17 protein-coding genes are annotated in these 14,548 nt (G+C 68.1%); 11 read left to right on the top strand and 6 right to left on the bottom strand.

Translation table 11 applies throughout. The features are described 5' to 3' along the window. Positions 1-5 precede the first annotated feature (5 nt). Together ilvN and AC3WL8_RS13415 are read right to left on the bottom strand one after the other, a co-directional pair. Positions 6-497 (bottom strand): acetolactate synthase small subunit, encoded by a 492-nt coding sequence (gene ilvN / locus AC3WL8_RS13420; protein WP_010809144.1) that lies wholly within the window; start codon positions 495-497, stop codon positions 6-8. Beyond that, positions 497-2,260 carry an acetolactate synthase 3 catalytic subunit gene (locus AC3WL8_RS13415; protein WP_013956002.1) on the bottom strand — a complete coding sequence of 588 codons (1,764 nt, stop codon included), beginning with the start codon at positions 2,258-2,260 and terminating at the stop codon, positions 497-499. The genes ilvN and AC3WL8_RS13415 overlap by 1 nt, the downstream gene beginning before the upstream one ends. Here AC3WL8_RS13415 and AC3WL8_RS13410 point away from each other — a divergent pair. The 11 genes from AC3WL8_RS13410 to AC3WL8_RS13360 all read left to right on the top strand — a co-directional run bounded on the left by AC3WL8_RS13410 (position 2,253) and on the right by AC3WL8_RS13360 (position 10,123). After that, positions 2,253-2,639: a hypothetical protein gene (locus AC3WL8_RS13410; protein WP_153955092.1), complete on the top strand. Its 387-nt coding sequence runs from the start codon at positions 2,253-2,255 to the stop codon at positions 2,637-2,639. The two genes, AC3WL8_RS13415 and AC3WL8_RS13410, sit on opposite strands and share 8 nt — an antisense overlap. Further along, positions 2,640-3,206, top strand: a complete 567-nt coding sequence (locus tag AC3WL8_RS13405; RefSeq protein ID WP_013956001.1) for an RNA polymerase sigma factor — start codon at positions 2,640-2,642, stop codon at positions 3,204-3,206. It abuts the gene before it with no gap. Then, positions 3,203-3,634, top strand: a complete 432-nt coding sequence (locus AC3WL8_RS13400; RefSeq protein ID WP_013956000.1) for a DUF3619 family protein — start codon at positions 3,203-3,205, stop codon at positions 3,632-3,634. The genes AC3WL8_RS13405 and AC3WL8_RS13400 overlap by 4 nt, the downstream gene beginning before the upstream one ends. Before the next feature lies 1 nt (position 3,635). Next, complete coding sequence (locus AC3WL8_RS13395; protein ID WP_013955999.1) at positions 3,636-4,418, top strand: DUF3106 domain-containing protein; 783 nt, start codon at positions 3,636-3,638, stop codon at positions 4,416-4,418. Positions 4,419-4,538: 120 nt separating this feature from the next. Next, positions 4,539-5,075 carry an RDD family protein gene (locus tag AC3WL8_RS13390; RefSeq protein WP_153955091.1) on the top strand — a complete coding sequence of 179 codons (537 nt, stop codon included), beginning with the start codon at positions 4,539-4,541 and terminating at the stop codon, positions 5,073-5,075. Beyond that, on the top strand, positions 5,072-6,052 hold the full coding sequence (locus AC3WL8_RS13385; protein WP_013955997.1) for an esterase/lipase family protein: 981 nt from the start codon (positions 5,072-5,074) through the stop codon (positions 6,050-6,052). Before AC3WL8_RS13390 ends, AC3WL8_RS13385 begins: the two co-directional genes overlap by 4 nt. 113 nt (positions 6,053-6,165) lie before the next feature. Beyond that, on the top strand, positions 6,166-7,143 hold the full coding sequence (locus AC3WL8_RS13380) for a UDP-2,3-diacylglucosamine diphosphatase (RefSeq protein WP_153955090.1): 978 nt from the start codon (positions 6,166-6,168) through the stop codon (positions 7,141-7,143). Positions 7,144-7,204: 61 nt separating this feature from the next. After that, a complete protein-coding gene (locus AC3WL8_RS13375; RefSeq protein WP_153955089.1) occupies positions 7,205-8,326 on the top strand; it encodes a glycosyltransferase family 4 protein in 1,122 nt (373 codons plus the stop codon). Further along, positions 8,253-8,738, top strand: coding sequence for a diacylglycerol kinase (locus AC3WL8_RS13370; protein ID WP_153955088.1), 486 nt, complete (start codon positions 8,253-8,255; stop codon positions 8,736-8,738). Before AC3WL8_RS13375 ends, AC3WL8_RS13370 begins: the two co-directional genes overlap by 74 nt. A gap of 102 nt (positions 8,739-8,840) precedes the next feature. Continuing rightward, positions 8,841-9,542 (top strand): TetR/AcrR family transcriptional regulator, encoded by a 702-nt coding sequence (locus tag AC3WL8_RS13365; RefSeq protein WP_013955993.1) that lies wholly within the window; start codon positions 8,841-8,843, stop codon positions 9,540-9,542. Further along, positions 9,539-10,123 (top strand): LOG family protein, encoded by a 585-nt coding sequence (locus tag AC3WL8_RS13360; RefSeq protein WP_211980867.1) that lies wholly within the window; start codon positions 9,539-9,541, stop codon positions 10,121-10,123. The genes AC3WL8_RS13365 and AC3WL8_RS13360 overlap by 4 nt, the downstream gene beginning before the upstream one ends. A 24-nt stretch (positions 10,124-10,147) precedes the next feature. On the opposite strand, the gene AC3WL8_RS13355 is transcribed toward AC3WL8_RS13360, so the two are convergent. The 4 genes from AC3WL8_RS13355 to AC3WL8_RS13340 all read right to left on the bottom strand — a co-directional run bounded on the left by AC3WL8_RS13355 (position 10,148) and on the right by AC3WL8_RS13340 (position 14,514). Next, positions 10,148-10,744, bottom strand: a complete 597-nt coding sequence (locus AC3WL8_RS13355; RefSeq protein ID WP_211980866.1) for a DUF924 family protein — start codon at positions 10,742-10,744, stop codon at positions 10,148-10,150. A 43-nt stretch (positions 10,745-10,787) separates the two neighbouring features. Next, positions 10,788-11,204 carry a group II truncated hemoglobin gene (locus AC3WL8_RS13350; RefSeq protein ID WP_010809157.1) on the bottom strand — a complete coding sequence of 139 codons (417 nt, stop codon included), beginning with the start codon at positions 11,202-11,204 and terminating at the stop codon, positions 10,788-10,790. Between the two features lie 24 nt (positions 11,205-11,228). Further along, entirely contained in the window at positions 11,229-13,835 is a 2,607-nt protein-coding gene (locus AC3WL8_RS13345) for an ABC transporter permease (protein WP_211980865.1), read from the bottom strand. A gap of 76 nt (positions 13,836-13,911) precedes the next feature. Beyond that, positions 13,912-14,514 carry a DUF4126 domain-containing protein gene (locus AC3WL8_RS13340; RefSeq protein WP_013955989.1) on the bottom strand — a complete coding sequence of 201 codons (603 nt, stop codon included), beginning with the start codon at positions 14,512-14,514 and terminating at the stop codon, positions 13,912-13,914. Positions 14,515-14,548 lie beyond the last annotated feature (34 nt).

Raw genomic sequence — 14,548 nt, 5'->3', positions numbered from 1 at the left:
CCCGGTCAGACCTTCAGGATGCGCTCGCCGCGGCCGATGCCCGAGCCGCCGGTACGGACGGTCTCCAGGATGGCGGTGCGGTCGATGGCGTCCAGGAACGCATCGAGCTTGACGCCATTGCCGGTCAGCTCGATGGTGTAGGTCTTCTCGGTAACATCGATGATGCGGCCGCGGAAGATGTCGGCGGTGCGCTTCATTTCCTCGCGCTCCTTGCCCACCGCGCGCACCTTGACGAGCATCAGCTCGCGTTCGATGTGCGCGCCTTCGGTCAGGTCGACCACCTTGACCACTTCCACCAGGCGGTTCAGGTGCTTGGTGATCTGTTCGATCACGTCATCCGAGCCGGAGGTGACAATGGTCATGCGCGACAGCGAGGCATCCTCGGTGGGTGCCACGGTCAGCGTCTCGATGTTATAGCCGCGGGCCGAGAACAGGCCCACCACGCGCGACAGCGCGCCCGGTTCGTTTTCCAGCAGGACCGAAATGATGTGTCGCATTACAGGTCCTCCGCGCCGAGCAGCATTTCCGAAATGCCCTTGCCCGCCTGGACCATCGGCCAGACGTTTTCGGTGGGATCGGTCTGGAAGTCCAGGAACACGGTACGGTCCTTCAGGCGGAACGCTTCGCGCAGCGCCGGCTCGACGTCGGCCGTCTTCTCGACGCGCATGCCGATGTGCCCGTAGGCCTCGGCCAGCTTGACGAAATCGGGCAGCGCGTCCATGTAGGAGTGCGAGTAGCGGTTGTCGTACTCGATCTCCTGCCACTGGCGCACCATGCCCAGGTAGCCATTGTTCAGCGAGCAGATCTTCACCGGGGTGTCGTACTGCAGGCAGGTCGACAGTTCCTGGATGCACATCTGGATCGAGCCTTCACCGGTGATGGTGACGACTTCCTTCTCCGGGAACGCCTTCTTGATGCCCATTGCGTACGGCAGGCCCACGCCCATCGTGCCCAGGCCGCCGGAGTTGATCCAGCGGCGCGGCTCGTCGAACTTGTAGAACTGCGCGGCCCACATCTGGTGCTGGCCGACATCGGAGCAGATGAAGGCATCGCCGTGAGTCAGTTCCCAGATCTTTTCCACCACGTACTGCGGCTTGATGATCTCGGAGCTGCGGTCGTACTTCAGGCAGTCCACCGAGCGCCATTGCTCGATCTGCTCCCACCATTTGGCAAGCGCCTCGCGCTTGGGCTTGACGTCGCTGGCCTTGATCTGGGCGATCAGTTCCTGCAGCACGTCCTTGACGTTGCCGACGATGGGGATGTCGACCTTGACGCGCTTCGAGATCGACGACGGGTCGATATCGATATGGATGATCTTGCGCGCCTGCGAGGTGAAGTGCGCCGGGTTGCCGATCACGCGGTCGTCGAAACGGGCACCGATGGCGATCAGCACGTCGCAGTTCTGCATGGCCATATTGGCTTCATACGTGCCGTGCATGCCAAGCATGCCGACGAACTGCTTGCTGGTGCCGGGGAACGCGCCCAGGCCCATCAGCGTGTTGGTCACCGGGTGGCCGGTCAGCGCCGCCAGCTGGCGCAGCTCATCGCTGGCATTGGCCAGCACCACGCCGCCGCCGCTGTAGATGTACGGACGCTCGGCGCCCTGCAGCAGCGCCACGGCCTTGCGGATCTGGCCCGAGTGACCCTTGTTCACCGGGTTGTACGAGCGCATGTCGATCGACTTGGGGTACTCGTACTTGCAGGCATTGCGCGAGACATCCTTGGGGATGTCCACCACCACCGGGCCCGGACGGCCGGTCGAGGCAATGAAGAACGCCTTCTTGATGGTCGCGGCGAGGTCGCGCACGTCCTTCACCAGGAAGTTGTGCTTGACGATCGGGCGGGTAATGCCGACGGTGTCGCACTCCTGGAAGGCGTCCTGGCCAATGGCGTGGGTCGGCACGTTGCCGGTGATCACCACCATCGGGATCGAGTCAAGGTACGCGGTGGCAATGCCGGTGACGGCATTGGTCACGCCGGGACCGGAGGTCACCAGCGCCACGCCCACCTTGCCGGTTGCCCGTGCATAGCCGTCTGCGGCATGGACCGCGGCCTGCTCGTGGCGCACCAGGATGTGCTCGAACTTGGTTTGCTTGTGGAGCTCGTCGTAGATATACAGCACTGCGCCGCCGGGGTAGCCCCAGACGTACTCGACGCCTTCTTCGGCAAGTGCGTGAACGAGAATCTCCGCCCCGATCATTTCGGGTGCGGCAGATGAATTGCTGTCTGCGTGGGAGAATTCCGCGCTGGGCATGTTCATTTCAGTCCTTTGCAATTTTCGGCAAAAAATTGTTTGGATGCTCTCTGCCGGGCTTGTGGCACGGGTTCAAGCGTTGCGCGTCTGCATGGAAGACCGCCTCATAAGCGGCCGGATGAGACAACCACTGATGTCGTGTGAACCGGCGATGATACTGCAATGCACCAGCGCGGTCTACGGTTGTTTTTGGCCTGCGCGTAAGGGATTTTCCGGAGTTGCGGCGGGTCTTTTGCGCGCCTCAATGTATTTGCTGCAATACAAGGTGGTACAGGGGGTCGTTTTTTTGCTAGCATCGCAGCACATTGAATGCGCCACGGGCCGTACGCAGCACATTCACCAGAACCGGGCATTTGTCCCGCAGCAACGAGCCGCAACCGCCTGAATGGCCACCGACCAGGAACTGTCCGATTTTCTTACCAGCGTCGAGCGCCGCGCCTTCAAGCAGGCCGTATTTGCGGTCCGCGACGACGAGGCCGCGCTGGATATTGTCCAGGACGCCATGATCAAGCTGGCCGAGAAGTACGGCGACAAAGGCGCCGCCGAGCTGGCGCCGCTGTTCCAGCGCATCCTGCAGAACACTATCCACGACTGGTTCCGCCGCCAGAAGGTGCGCAACACCTGGGTCTCGCTGTTTTCCAGCCTGCGCACCGACCGCGACGGCGACGACAATGACCTGCTGGAGACGCTGGAGGCACAGGCCGGCTCTGAATCGGCCGAAAGCAGCGCCGACAAGGTCGAGCGCGCCCAGGTCATGCATATCATCGAGCAGGAAATCCAGCGCCTGCCGACGCGTCAACGCGAGGCGTTCCTGATGCGTTACTGGGAAGATATGGACGTCGCCGAAACCGCCGCCGTAATGGGCTGCTCCGAAGGCAGCGTCAAGACGCACTGTTCCCGTGCCACGCATACCCTTGCGCAGGCCCTGCGCGCACGGGGGGTCCGACTATGAGCAGAAACGACAAAGAAATCCACGAACGCCGGTTTGCCCATGAGATTCGGGCGGCACTTGATGCCGGCACCGACGACCTGCCGACCGACATCACCGAACGGCTCGCCGCTGCGCGCCGGATGGCGGTCGCCCGCAAGAAGGCCGAGGCACCCGTGCTGGTCCCGCAGCTGGCCATGCCTGGCATGCACGCCCCGCTGTTCGATGAAGACAGCTCGCCGCTGCACCGTGCCGGCGCCTGGCTGCGCCGCCTTAGCCTGATCTGGACGCTGGTGGCGCTGGCCGCCGGCCTGATGGGCATCTATCACTGGCAGGAGCAGAAGCGCATCGAGGAACTGGCCGATATCGACGCCGCCATGCTGCTCGACGACCTGCCGCCCACGGCCTACGCCGACGAGGGCTTCCACGTATTCCTGAAGCGCGGGCAATAGCATGGCGCGCGCAATGTTCCACCCCGACGCCTTGCGCCGCCGGCTGGCCGCGCTGCTGGCCGGCGCCGGCGCAGCCGCCTGCTGGGGCCTGCTGCCGCCCGCGGCGCATGCGCAGGGGGCTTCCGCGGTGACAGCGCCTGCCGCCGCGCAGGCAACCAATGCCCGGCCAGCCTGGGCCGACCTGAGCCCGGTCAACCAGCGCATCCTGGCCCCGCTGCAGCCGCTGTGGGACAGCCTGCCGGAGCTGAACCGCCACAAATGGCTGCGCATCGCCGAGCGCTACCCGAAGTTCTCCCCGGCCGAGCAGGCCCGGCTGCAGGCGCGCATGTCGGAATGGGTCAAGATGACCCCGCAACAACGCCGGCTGGCGCGCGAGAACTACCAGATCACCCGCTCGCTGCCGGCCGAGAAAAAGGCCGAGGCCTGGGACAAGTACCAGCAGCTGCCTGAAGAGCAGAAAAAGAAGCTGGCCGCCACCGATCACGTGCCGCGCCGGCCTGGCGCTGTCAGTGCGCTGCCCAGCGGCAAGCGCCTGCCCAGCGACACCAGCCGCCAGCTCCACCGCGAGCCGAAAACGGCCAGCGCCGCAGCGGGCCACAGTGGCCACACTGCCGGCAAGCCCGCCAGCGAAGCCCAGGCGCAACCTGCCTCCGCGCCCGCTGCCGTGACCGCCGCCCCGGCCCCGGCCGCCTCGGCGCCTGCGGCGCTCGGCGTGCCCGCCTCCGCAGCCGAGGTCGCCACCGAAGCGGCAGCCGCGGCTTCTGACCCCACCATGCGCCAGTAATCCCCAAGTCATTTGGCATAATGGCCGTCTCACGCCGGCCAGCGAAGCAAGGCCGGCCCCGACTGACCAGCGCCAGCACCACCATGCCCCCGTGCGCCAGCCCAGCTTTCTTCGCCTTCCATGCCCGCTGCCACCCTCGATCCCAAGCACGCCGCAGCCGCCCGCCCCGCCGCCCCGCCCTTGCGCCGCCGCATCGCCTGCATGCTCTATGAAGGCGTGCTGCTGTTCGGCGTGCTGAGCGCCTCGACCGCGGCCTACCTGCTGGTGCGGCCGCTGCTGCAGAAGCTTGGCGTGGACGGGCCGCTCGTGATCCAGGTGTGGAGCTTCCTGGTGATGGGCCTGTATTTCACCTGGTTCTGGCAACGCAACGGCCAGACCCTGGCCATGCAGACCTGGCGCATGCGCGTCGAAAACGCTGCCGGCGTGCCGCCGCGCTGGCCACAGGCGGCGCTGCGCTACGTGCTGGCATGGCTGTGGCTGCCGCCATCGGCGGCGGTCGGCCATCTGCTGGGGCTGGTCAAGGGGCCGTTCGTAGGGGTGCTGTGCGCCGGCCTGCTGGTCTGGGTCCTGCTGGCGTGGCTGGATCCGCGCCGCCAGTTCCTGCACGACCGCCTGGCCGGCACGCGGCTGACCGACCTGCGCCCGCCCAAGCCATGAGCCTGTCGGCTGCCGGCATCCGCCGCCTTGCGGTGACCTTGCAGGCAGCCGCCGCGCTGGGCATCGCCGCCGGGCTGGTGCGGCTGGGCGGCTGGCCATGGCCCGGCGCGGTCGCCGCCGGCGTGGCGGCCATCCTCGGCAGCTTCGCCTGCGGCATTGCCTTCGCTTTCGCCCTGAGCGGGCGCGGCCTGTGGGTCGGGCGCGGCAATCACCCGCCCGCACCACCGGTTGAACTCGCCGCCACGCGCCGGCCGCTGCGCCTGCCTGAGGCGTTGCGCTGCTTTGCGGCCGAGTGCGTGGCCGTGCTGCGCATGTTCGACTGGCTGCAGCCATTCCGCGCGCACGCACCCTTTGCCGCACCGCTTGACGCCCTGCCTGGCCGCGACGCCCCGCCGGTGCTGCTGGTGCATGGCTACGCCTGCGGGCAGGCCATCTGGCTCGACATGCAGCCGGCGCTGGCCGCCGCCGGCTACCGCTGCGAAGGGATCGAGCTCAAGCCGGTGTTCGGCGATATCGACGACTACGCACGCGCGCTGCTGGCCGCCATGCGGCGCATCACAGCCGAAGCCGGGCGCCCGCCGCTGCTGGTCTGCCACAGCATGGGCGGCCTGGCCGCGCGCGCCGCGCTGCAGCTGGCGGGCGACGAAGACGTCTGCGCCGGCGTGGTGACGCTGGGCAGCCCCCACCACGGCAGCGCGCTGGCGCGCTTTGGCGGCGGCCCCAATGCGCGCCAGATGCGTTGCGGCAGCGCCTGGCTGCGCGCGCTCGCCGCCGCGGAAACCCCGCGCCGCCGCGCGCGCATGATCTCGATCTTCAGCTGGCATGACTCGATCGCCGGGCCGCCCTGCACCGGCTGGCTCGACGGCGCCGGGCATATCCCGCTGGCCGGCATTGGCCACGTCACGCTGCTGCGCCATCCCGCGGCCGTGCGTGCGGTACTCGACGCCCTCGCAGAGCTGTCCGCCCGCGGGCACTGACACTAGCCCGGGCTGTTCCACTTCCGCCACGATTCATATGTCAGTCATGTTTCCGTCACGGCACCGTCATCGCAGGCTGGCTGAATGCAGCCATCGCCGCAACCGGGACTGCCATGGTGCAAGCAATCCGATCTGCCCGCGGGTATCTGTCGAAGACCGCGCAACTGACGCAATGGCTGCGCCGCAGCCCTGAGAGCGACAGCGCCGCGCCGCTGACCGCCTTCATGGCGCCGGCCCTCGATGCCGCCGCGCTGGCGCCCCAGCGCGAACAGCAGCAGACCTACCCGCCCGAGCCGCACCCGATCCAGCGCTACCGCGCCATCTGGCTGTCGGACATCCACCTGGGCACGCCCGGATGCCAGGCCAACTACCTGCTGGACTTCCTCAAGCACAACGAGTCCGAGCAGCTCTACCTGGTCGGCGACATCATCGACGGCTGGCAGCTGCGCCGCGGCTGGTACTGGCCGCAAAGCCACAACGACGTGGTGCAGAAGCTGCTGCGCAAGGCGCGCAAGGGCACTGAAGTGATCTACGTGCCCGGCAACCACGACGAGGCCGCGCGCCAGTTCGACGGCATGGCCTTCGGCGACATCACCGTGCGCGAAGAAGCGGTGCACGTCACCGCCACCGGGCGCCGGCTGTGGGTGGTGCACGGCGACCTGTTCGACGGCGTGGTGCAGCACGCGCGCTGGCTGGCCTACCTGGGCGATTCGCTGTACACGGTGATCCTGGCGTTGAACCGCCACTTCAACCGGCTGCGCGCGCGCCTGGGCTTCCCGTACTGGTCGCTGTCGCAGTTCCTCAAGCACCAGGTCAAGAACGCGGTCAACTACATCGGCGCCTTCGAGAGCGCGATGGTCGATGAAGCGCGCCGCCGCGGCTGCGACGGCGTGGTCTGCGGCCATATCCACAAGGCCGAGATCCGCGAGGTCAACGGCCAGCTCTACTGCAACGACGGCGACTGGGTCGAAAGCCTGTCGGCGCTCGTCGAGACCATCGAAGGCGAGCTGAAGATCGTCTACTGGACCACGCTGCTGGACGCGCCGGCCCCGGCCACGCGCCGCCGTCGCCGCGCCGCTGTGGCGGGCTGATTCCGGCCTGCCACCCTTTGCCCCATCCGCATTGCCCTTCCACCGCGCCCGAGGAGGCTGCATGAAGATCCTGATCGTCACCGATGCCTGGGAACCGCAGGTCAACGGCGTGGTGCGCACGCTCAAGTCCACCCGTCGCGAACTGGAGGCCATGGGCCACACGGTCGACATGATCACGCCGCTGGAATTCCGCACCGTGCCGTGCCCGACCTACCCCGAGATCCGCCTGTCGCTGTTGCCGGCGGCGCGCGTGCAGCGCCGCATCGAAGCCTTCGCTCCGGACGCCCTGCATATCGCCACCGAAGGGCCGCTGGGCCTGGCCGCGCGGCGCCACGCGATCCGCCGCCGGCTGCCCTTCACCACGGCCTACCACACGCGCTTTCCGGAATACGTGCAGGCACGCTTCGGCATCCCGCTGGCATGGACGTACCGCTTCCTGCGCTGGTTCCACGGCCCGGCCCGGGCGGTGATGGCGCCCACCCCGGTGGTGCTGGACGACCTGCGGCACTATGGCATCACCAACGCCGTGCTGTGGACGCGCGGCGTGGACCTAGACGTGTTCACGCTGCAGCGTCCCAATGTGCTCAACACCGCCCACCCGATCTTCCTCTACGTGGGCCGCGTGGCGGTGGAAAAGAACGTCGAGGCCTTCCTGGCGCTGGACCTGCCCGGCTCCAAGTGGGTGGTCGGCGACGGCCCGGCGCTGTCGGGGCTGCGCGCGCGCTATCCGGGCGCCAACTACCTGGGCGTGCTGAGCCAGCCCGAACTGGCCCGGGTGTATGCTTCGGCTGATGTGTTCGTGTTCCCGAGCCGCACCGACACCTTCGGGCTGGTGCTGCTGGAAGCGCTGGCCAGCGGGCTGCCCGTGGCCGCCTATCCGGTCACCGGCCCGATCGATGTGCTGGGCGACAGCCCCGCCGGCGTGATGCACGAAGACCTGCGCGAAGCCTGCCTGGAAGCGCTGCGCATCGACCGCGCCACGGCCCGTGCCCACGCCGAGCGGTTCTCCTGGCGCGCCGCCTCCGAGCAGTTCCTGGCCCATCTTCGGCCGTTCGCTCCCGGCAATCCAGGCCGGGACAGCGCAGCGGCCCAATCCGCCCCGCAAAACCATGTCCAAACCCCATCCGGAACTGCCGTCCGACCCGCCTCTGCAGAGGCCGCCGCAGGCAGTCCAGAGCGCTGAGTATTCGATCGAGCAGAATCCCCACAAGGGCAATCGCGGCCTGACGCGCGCCTGGCATGCGGCCATCAATTCGCTGTCGGGCCTGCGCTATGCGGTGCTCGAGGAAAGCGCATTCCGCCAGGAGCTGACGCTGGTGGCAATCCTGGCGCCGTGGGCGTTCCTGCTGCCGGTGGGGGTGGTCGAGCGCATCCTGCTGCTGGCCACGCTGCTGGTGGTGCTGATCGTGGAGCTGCTCAACTCCAGCGTCGAGGCGGCGATCGACCGCATTTCGCTGGAGCGGCACAGCCTGTCCAAGCGCGCCAAGGATTTCGGCAGCGCCGCGGTGATGCTGGCGCTGGTGCTGTGCGGCGGCACCTGGGCCGCCATCGCCGGGCCGCACGTGGTGCACTGGGTGCGGACGCTGGCGGGCTGATCCGTCACTCGCCGGGGATGCCGGACGGGGTGGCCGGGCCGATTGCTTATAATCGCTACCCTGCCCCCCGACTTACCGATCGCACCGATCGCCCGGACGCCCATGGAACCGAAACCGCAAACCGGCCCCCGCCGCACCAGGGACCGCATCCTCGACGTCTCGCTGCGCCTGTTCAACGAAGTCGGCGAACCCAACGTCACCACCACGACGATTGCGGAAGCCATGGAGATCAGCCCCGGCAATCTCTACTACCACTTCCGCAACAAGGACGACATCATCAACTCCATCTTCGTGCGCTTCGAGCAGGAGATGGAGCGGCGCCTGAAGATGCCGGACGACCACAAGGCCACGCTGGACGAAAGCTGGGGCTACCTGCAGTACATGTCCGAGTTCCTGTGGAACTACCGCTTCCTGTACCGCGACATCAACGACCTGCTGGCGCGCAACCGGATGCTGGAGACCAACTTCAAGCGCATCGTCGAGCAGAAGAAGCGCTTTGCGCACGAGATCTGCCGGCAGTTCATCGAAGACGGCGAGATGGAAGCCACGCCCGATCAGGTCGAGGCCATCTGCACCAACATGGTGGTGATCGCCACCTACTGGCTGTCGTTCCAGTTCGTGCAGCATCCGCGCCAGTACAACGACCCCGAGCAGATCCGCGGTTACCTGCACGGATCGAGCTACCACATCTTCTCGATCCTGGCGCCCTACCTGCGCGGCCGGGCCCGGGATGCATTCGACCAGCTGGCGCGCGACTACGCGGCAGCCAAGGCCGCAGCCGACGCGGCAAAGGAAGCAAAGTGAAATCTGTCTGCGTGTATTGCGGGTCCAGCCCCGGCAACCGTCCTGAATACGCCGAAGGCGCGCGCCTGCTCGGCCGCACCCTGGCCGAAAGCGGCCTGGCGCTGGTGTACGGCGGCGGCAAGGTGGGCCTGATGGGCATCGTCGCCGACGCCGTGATGGAACACGGCGGCAGCGCCATCGGCATCATCCCCGACGCGCTGATGCAGAAGGAAGTCGGCCACCGCGGCCTGACCGAGCTGCACGTGGTGCGCAACATGCACGAGCGCAAGCAGATGATGGCCGACCGTGCCGATGCCTTTATCGCCATGCCGGGCGGCGTGGGCACCTTCGAAGAGCTGTTCGAGACTTTCACCTGGCTGCAGCTGGGCTACCACGACAAGCCGGTGGGCCTGCTGAATGTCGCCGGGTTCTACGACGGCCTGCTGGGTTTCCTTGCGCACGCGGTGCAGGAAGGCTTCATGAAGCAGGTGCATGCCGACCTGCTGCATGTGGCAGACACGCCCGCCGGCCTGCTCGGCCAGTTGGCGGCCGCGCCGCGCGTGCGCGTCGACAAGTGGCAAGAGGCGCGCGACAAGACCTGAGCGCGCCCCTGCTGCCGGCCTGGTTCAGAACGACGAGCCCGGCTGCCGCAGGAACGCCAGTTCCTGCTCAGTGCTCTGCCTGCCCAGCACCGCATTGCGGTGCGGGAAGCGGCCAAAGCGCGCGATGATCGCGCGGTGCTTCCCGGCCCACTCCACCACATCCACCACCCCGCCGCTGGCCTCGCGCAGCTGCGTCATCAGGCGCACCGCCTCATCCTGGTCCTCCAGCGCCTCGGAATGCTCGAACGGCATGTAGCAGAACATGCGGTGGTAGTCCGTCGGCAGCTTGCGGTCCATGCCGGTGGCGACGATGCGCCTGGCCAGTGCCAGCGCCAGCGCATCGCTGCCAAAGCTGCGCGGATCGTTGCGGAACATGTTGCGCGGGAACTGGTCCAGCAGCACCACGCGCGCGCAGGCGCCTTCGGGCGTGACCGACCAGTCGTCCGGGGCCCCGTCGCAGGCGACCTGCCAGTCGGACAGGAAGTTCGTGCGGATCTGCGCATCGAATGTGTCCGACTTGGTGAACCATTGCGGGCGCTCGGTATTCCAGGCGGCGGAACCGGGCTGTCCGAACCAGAAATCGAGCAAGCGCAGGGCGTCTTCAGGCAGTTGGTCTGTCATGGGCTGGAAAACCTTTCGGTGGAAGGAAAGGAGCAGCGGCGCCTCAGCGCGCCACGTTGCGCATCCAGTCGGCGGTCTGGAAGAAGGCCTGCATCAGGCGCAGCTGCAGGTCTTCGGACAGGCCGATATCCTGCATCGCCAGCGCCATGCAGCGCATCCACTGGTCGCGCTCGCTCACGCCGATCTCGAACGGCATATGGCGCGCGCGCAGGCGCGGATGGCCGAAGCGCTCGATAAAGTGGTTGGGGCCGCCCAGCCAGCCGCACAGGAACCAGAACAGCTTGTCGCGCGAGCCCTCCAGCGAGGGCGGGTGCAGCGCGCGCAGCCCGGCGAACTGGGTCTCCAGGTCCATCAGGTCGTAGAAGCGGTCGACCAGCTCGCGCACGCGCGCTTCGCCGCCCACCAGTTCAAATGCAGTCACCTCGGCCGTGCCGGGCTTGTCGTTGGATTCAGTACTCATCACACACTCAAACAGCGTAGCCACTCAGGCATCACGCAAAGTCGCCAGCGCGGGCTGGCGCAGCACTTCGCGCAGGCCCAGCCAGCCGCCGGCAAAAGCGCACAGCATGCCAGAAACCACGCCCACCGGCACGATCCAGGCATTGAAGCGGTACGGGAAATCGAAGACGAACTGCGACAGGCCCCAGCCCACCGCGATCGCGCCCAGGCTGGCCAGGAATCCGGCCAGGCCGCCCACCACCAGGAACTCGGCGTACTGGGTCTGGCGCACCAGCGCGGCCGAGGCGCCCAGCGCCTTGAGCAGGCCCGCGTCGCGCATGCGCTCGTCACGCGCGCCGGACAGCGCCGCGTACAGCACGGTCACGCCGGCGGCCAGCGTGAACACAAAGAGGAACTCCACCGCCGCGATCACCTGGTCCAGGATGTCCTGGATCTGGCGCAGGATCAGGTCGGTATTGACCACGGTGATGTTGGGGAAGGCCGCGATCAGCCGGTTGCCCAGCGCCGCGCTGGCGGGCGGCAGGTGGAACGACGTGATGTAGGTCTCCGGCAGCCCCTGCATCGCCTGCGGCGGCAGGATCACGAAGAAATTGACGCGCATCGAGCCCCAGTCCAGCTTGCGCAGCGAGGTCACGCGGGCCTGCACCGCCTGGCCGGCCACGTCAAAGCGCAGCGTGTCGCCAAGCCGGATGCCTAGCGTCTTGGCGATGCCCTCTTCCACCGAAGCGCCGGCGTCCGGGCCGTTGGACCAGCGCCCGGCAATCACGCGGTTGCCCTCGGGCAGCGCATCGGTATAGGACAGGTTGAATTCGCGCTCGACCAGGTTGCGCGCGCGCCCGTCCTCGAAGCTGTCGCCGCGGATGGCGCGCTCGCCGATATGGGTCAGGCGCCCGCGCACCATCGGGTAGAGCAGGTCGTTGATGCCGGCGCCGGCCAGCATCTGGCGCAGCGGCTCGCGCTGGTCCGGCTGGATATTGATGATGAAGCGGTTGGGCGCATCAGCCGGCGTGGCTTTGCGCCAAGAATCGACCAGGTCGTTGCGGGTCATGCCGAGCAGCAGCAGCGCCATCAGCCCCACCGCCAGCGCCACGGTCTGCAGCACCGTGACCGCCCGGCGACGTTCCAGCACCGCCAGCGCAAAGCGCCAGCCCATCGCCGCGCGCCCGCGCAGGCGCCCCCGCAGCAGGCGCGACAGCAGCGTCAGTAGCCCCAGCGCCAGCACCGCGAAGACCACGCCCGCGGCGACAAAGCCGCCCGCCGTGGTCAGCCCCAGCCGCAGGTCGCGCGCCGCCACCAGCAGCAGCGCGACAAAGGCGCCCAGGCCCAGCGCATAGGCCACCCAGGCCGACACCGGCGGCAGCCCGATATCGCGGCGCAGCACCCGCAGCGGCGCCACCCGTGTCAGCGCCAGCAGCGGCGGCAGCGCAAACCCGGCCAGCAGCACCAGCCCGGCCAGCACGCCCACCAGTGCCGGCAGCAACGACGGCTGCGGCAGCGACACCCGCAGCAGCCCGCCCAGCGACAGCAGCAGGCCATAGTGCGCCAGGTACCCGAGCAGCACCCCGACGAGCGCGCCCGCCGCCCCCACCACCAGGAACTCCAGGCCGAAGGTGCGCAGGATCTGCCCGCGCGACAGCCCCAGGCACTTGTAGACCGCGCAGGCATCGGTGTGGCGCTGCATATAGCGGCGCGCCGACATGGCAATGGCCACCGCCGCGATCATCGACGACAGCACCGCCACCAGCGACAGGAAGCGCTCGGCGCGGTCCAGCGTGGCGCGCATCTGTGGTTGGCCCGATTCCAGCGACTCGACCCGGGTATTGCGCAGCTTGCGGCGACCGATCTCGTCCTGCGCCCATTTCTGAAAGGCAGCGCCGGCGGCGTCGGGGCCGGCCACCAGCAGCCGGTAGGTCACGCGGCTGCCCCAGCCGATCAGCCCGGTGCTGTCCAGGTCTGACAGCGGCATCAGCACGCGCGGCGCGAAGTTCATAAAGCCGGTGCCGCGATCAAGCTCCTGCGTGATGATGCGGTCGATGCGGAAGCTGCGGCTGCCCAGTTGCAGGGTGTCGCCCACGGCAACCCCCAGTGCGCCCAGCAGCGCCTCGTCGACCCAAACGGTGCCCGGCGCGGGAATGCCTTCGGCGGGCGCATCCGGTGCCCCCGCCGCACTGGCCACCTTGAGCTTGCCCCGCAGCGGGTAGCCGTCGGTCACCGCCTTGAGCGCGGCCAGCTGGCTGGGGGCGTCACCGCCGGACGGCGCCTTGCCATTGGCGGTAGCCATGCTCGGGAAGGTGACGGTCTGCGCCACGGCCAGCCCGGCCGCTTGCGCACGCTGCGCAAAGGCGGCATCGAAGGGCTGGTCAGCCACCAGCAGCACGTCGGACGCGATCATCTGGCGCGCGTCGCGCTCCAGGCCCAGCCGCATGCGGTCGGCCATGAAGCCCACGCTGGTCAGCGCGGCCACGGCCAGCACCAGCGCAAAAAGCAGCAAGTAGAGCTCGCCGGCAATCCAGTCGCGCCGCGCCATGCGCAGCGCCTGGCGCCAGGCGGAGAAGCGGCCGCCGTGCGCGGGGCGCGTGCCCGCGGGGTTGGCGGCCGTGGCCGGGGCTTCGATGGCGGACTCGGGAGGCATCGGTTGGTTTGGTTCCTGGTTTCTGGCGGCGGCGCGCCTCGGGTCAGTCGAAAGCAAAGCAGGAATTGCCGGGAAGCTAGCGGGGTGTGCCAGGCCGCTCAGTCCTGCCGCGCAGGCTCGCATGCAGCCGGCGCACGCCGCGCCACAATTTCGGCAGCAGCCACACCGACACCAGCAGGAAGACCACCAGCAGCACCAGGAACACCACCGGCAGGAAAAACGCCAGCAGCAGGCTGCCGGTCGCGGTCACGTCTTCCGTGAATGAGGCCGTCCAATTGGAGAACGGTTCCGGCGAGACATTGATCAGCGCGCGCGTGCCGGCCTTGACCGCATGCGCGGTGCCGGCCAGCGTGCCGCCGATCAGCCCTGCCGCCACCATCCACTGCGGATCCAGCTGGCCGAAGGCGGCGGCGGCCAGGATCGCGCCCGCGGGAATGCGGATGAAGGTATGGATGCCGTCCCAGACGGTATCGAATGCGGGCACCTTGTCGGCGACGAATTCGGCCACGGCCAGCACGGCGGCCACGCCGATGACCCACCAGGATTCCAGCGGCTGCAGCCCGGGCGGCAGGTCAAGCCAGCCCAGGCGCGCCAGCACGCCGGCGGCCAGCACCGCAAGGTAGAGGCGAAAGCCGCTGGCCCAGGACATGCCCGCGGCCAGCGCGGCGGTTTCCAGCATGGCGCTCCTTGCAAGAGTCTGGCGCAAGCCGATG

Source organism: Cupriavidus sp. FW305-F7, assembly GCF_058782875.1.
The sequence above is the reverse complement of the archived record's forward strand: the minus strand, read 5'-3'. Positions and strand labels throughout refer to the sequence as shown.

What these genes read in the sequence shown, in the direction of transcription:
- ilvN (WP_010809144.1), bottom strand. Translation starts at nt 497, where the DNA reads ATGCGACACATCATTTCGGTCCTGCTGGAAAACGAACCGGGCGCGCTG.
- AC3WL8_RS13410 (WP_153955092.1), top strand. Translation starts at nt 2,253, where the DNA reads ATGTTCATTTCAGTCCTTTGCAATTTTCGGCAAAAAATTGTTTGGATG.
- AC3WL8_RS13415 (WP_013956002.1), bottom strand. Translation starts at nt 2,260, where the DNA reads ATGAACATGCCCAGCGCGGAATTCTCCCACGCAGACAGCAATTCATCT.
- AC3WL8_RS13405 (WP_013956001.1), top strand. Translation starts at nt 2,640, where the DNA reads ATGGCCACCGACCAGGAACTGTCCGATTTTCTTACCAGCGTCGAGCGC.
- AC3WL8_RS13400 (WP_013956000.1), top strand. Translation starts at nt 3,203, where the DNA reads ATGAGCAGAAACGACAAAGAAATCCACGAACGCCGGTTTGCCCATGAG.
- AC3WL8_RS13395 (WP_013955999.1), top strand. Translation starts at nt 3,636, where the DNA reads ATGGCGCGCGCAATGTTCCACCCCGACGCCTTGCGCCGCCGGCTGGCC.
- AC3WL8_RS13390 (WP_153955091.1), top strand. Translation starts at nt 4,539, where the DNA reads ATGCCCGCTGCCACCCTCGATCCCAAGCACGCCGCAGCCGCCCGCCCC.
- AC3WL8_RS13385 (WP_013955997.1), top strand. Translation starts at nt 5,072, where the DNA reads ATGAGCCTGTCGGCTGCCGGCATCCGCCGCCTTGCGGTGACCTTGCAG.
- AC3WL8_RS13380 (WP_153955090.1), top strand. Translation starts at nt 6,166, where the DNA reads ATGGTGCAAGCAATCCGATCTGCCCGCGGGTATCTGTCGAAGACCGCG.
- AC3WL8_RS13375 (WP_153955089.1), top strand. Translation starts at nt 7,205, where the DNA reads ATGAAGATCCTGATCGTCACCGATGCCTGGGAACCGCAGGTCAACGGC.
- AC3WL8_RS13370 (WP_153955088.1), top strand. Translation starts at nt 8,253, where the DNA reads ATGTCCAAACCCCATCCGGAACTGCCGTCCGACCCGCCTCTGCAGAGG.
- AC3WL8_RS13365 (WP_013955993.1), top strand. Translation starts at nt 8,841, where the DNA reads ATGGAACCGAAACCGCAAACCGGCCCCCGCCGCACCAGGGACCGCATC.
- AC3WL8_RS13355 (WP_211980866.1), bottom strand. Translation starts at nt 10,744, where the DNA reads ATGACAGACCAACTGCCTGAAGACGCCCTGCGCTTGCTCGATTTCTGG.
- AC3WL8_RS13350 (WP_010809157.1), bottom strand. Translation starts at nt 11,204, where the DNA reads ATGAGTACTGAATCCAACGACAAGCCCGGCACGGCCGAGGTGACTGCA.
- AC3WL8_RS13345 (WP_211980865.1), bottom strand. Translation starts at nt 13,835, where the DNA reads ATGCCTCCCGAGTCCGCCATCGAAGCCCCGGCCACGGCCGCCAACCCC.
- AC3WL8_RS13340 (WP_013955989.1), bottom strand. Translation starts at nt 14,514, where the DNA reads ATGCTGGAAACCGCCGCGCTGGCCGCGGGCATGTCCTGGGCCAGCGGC.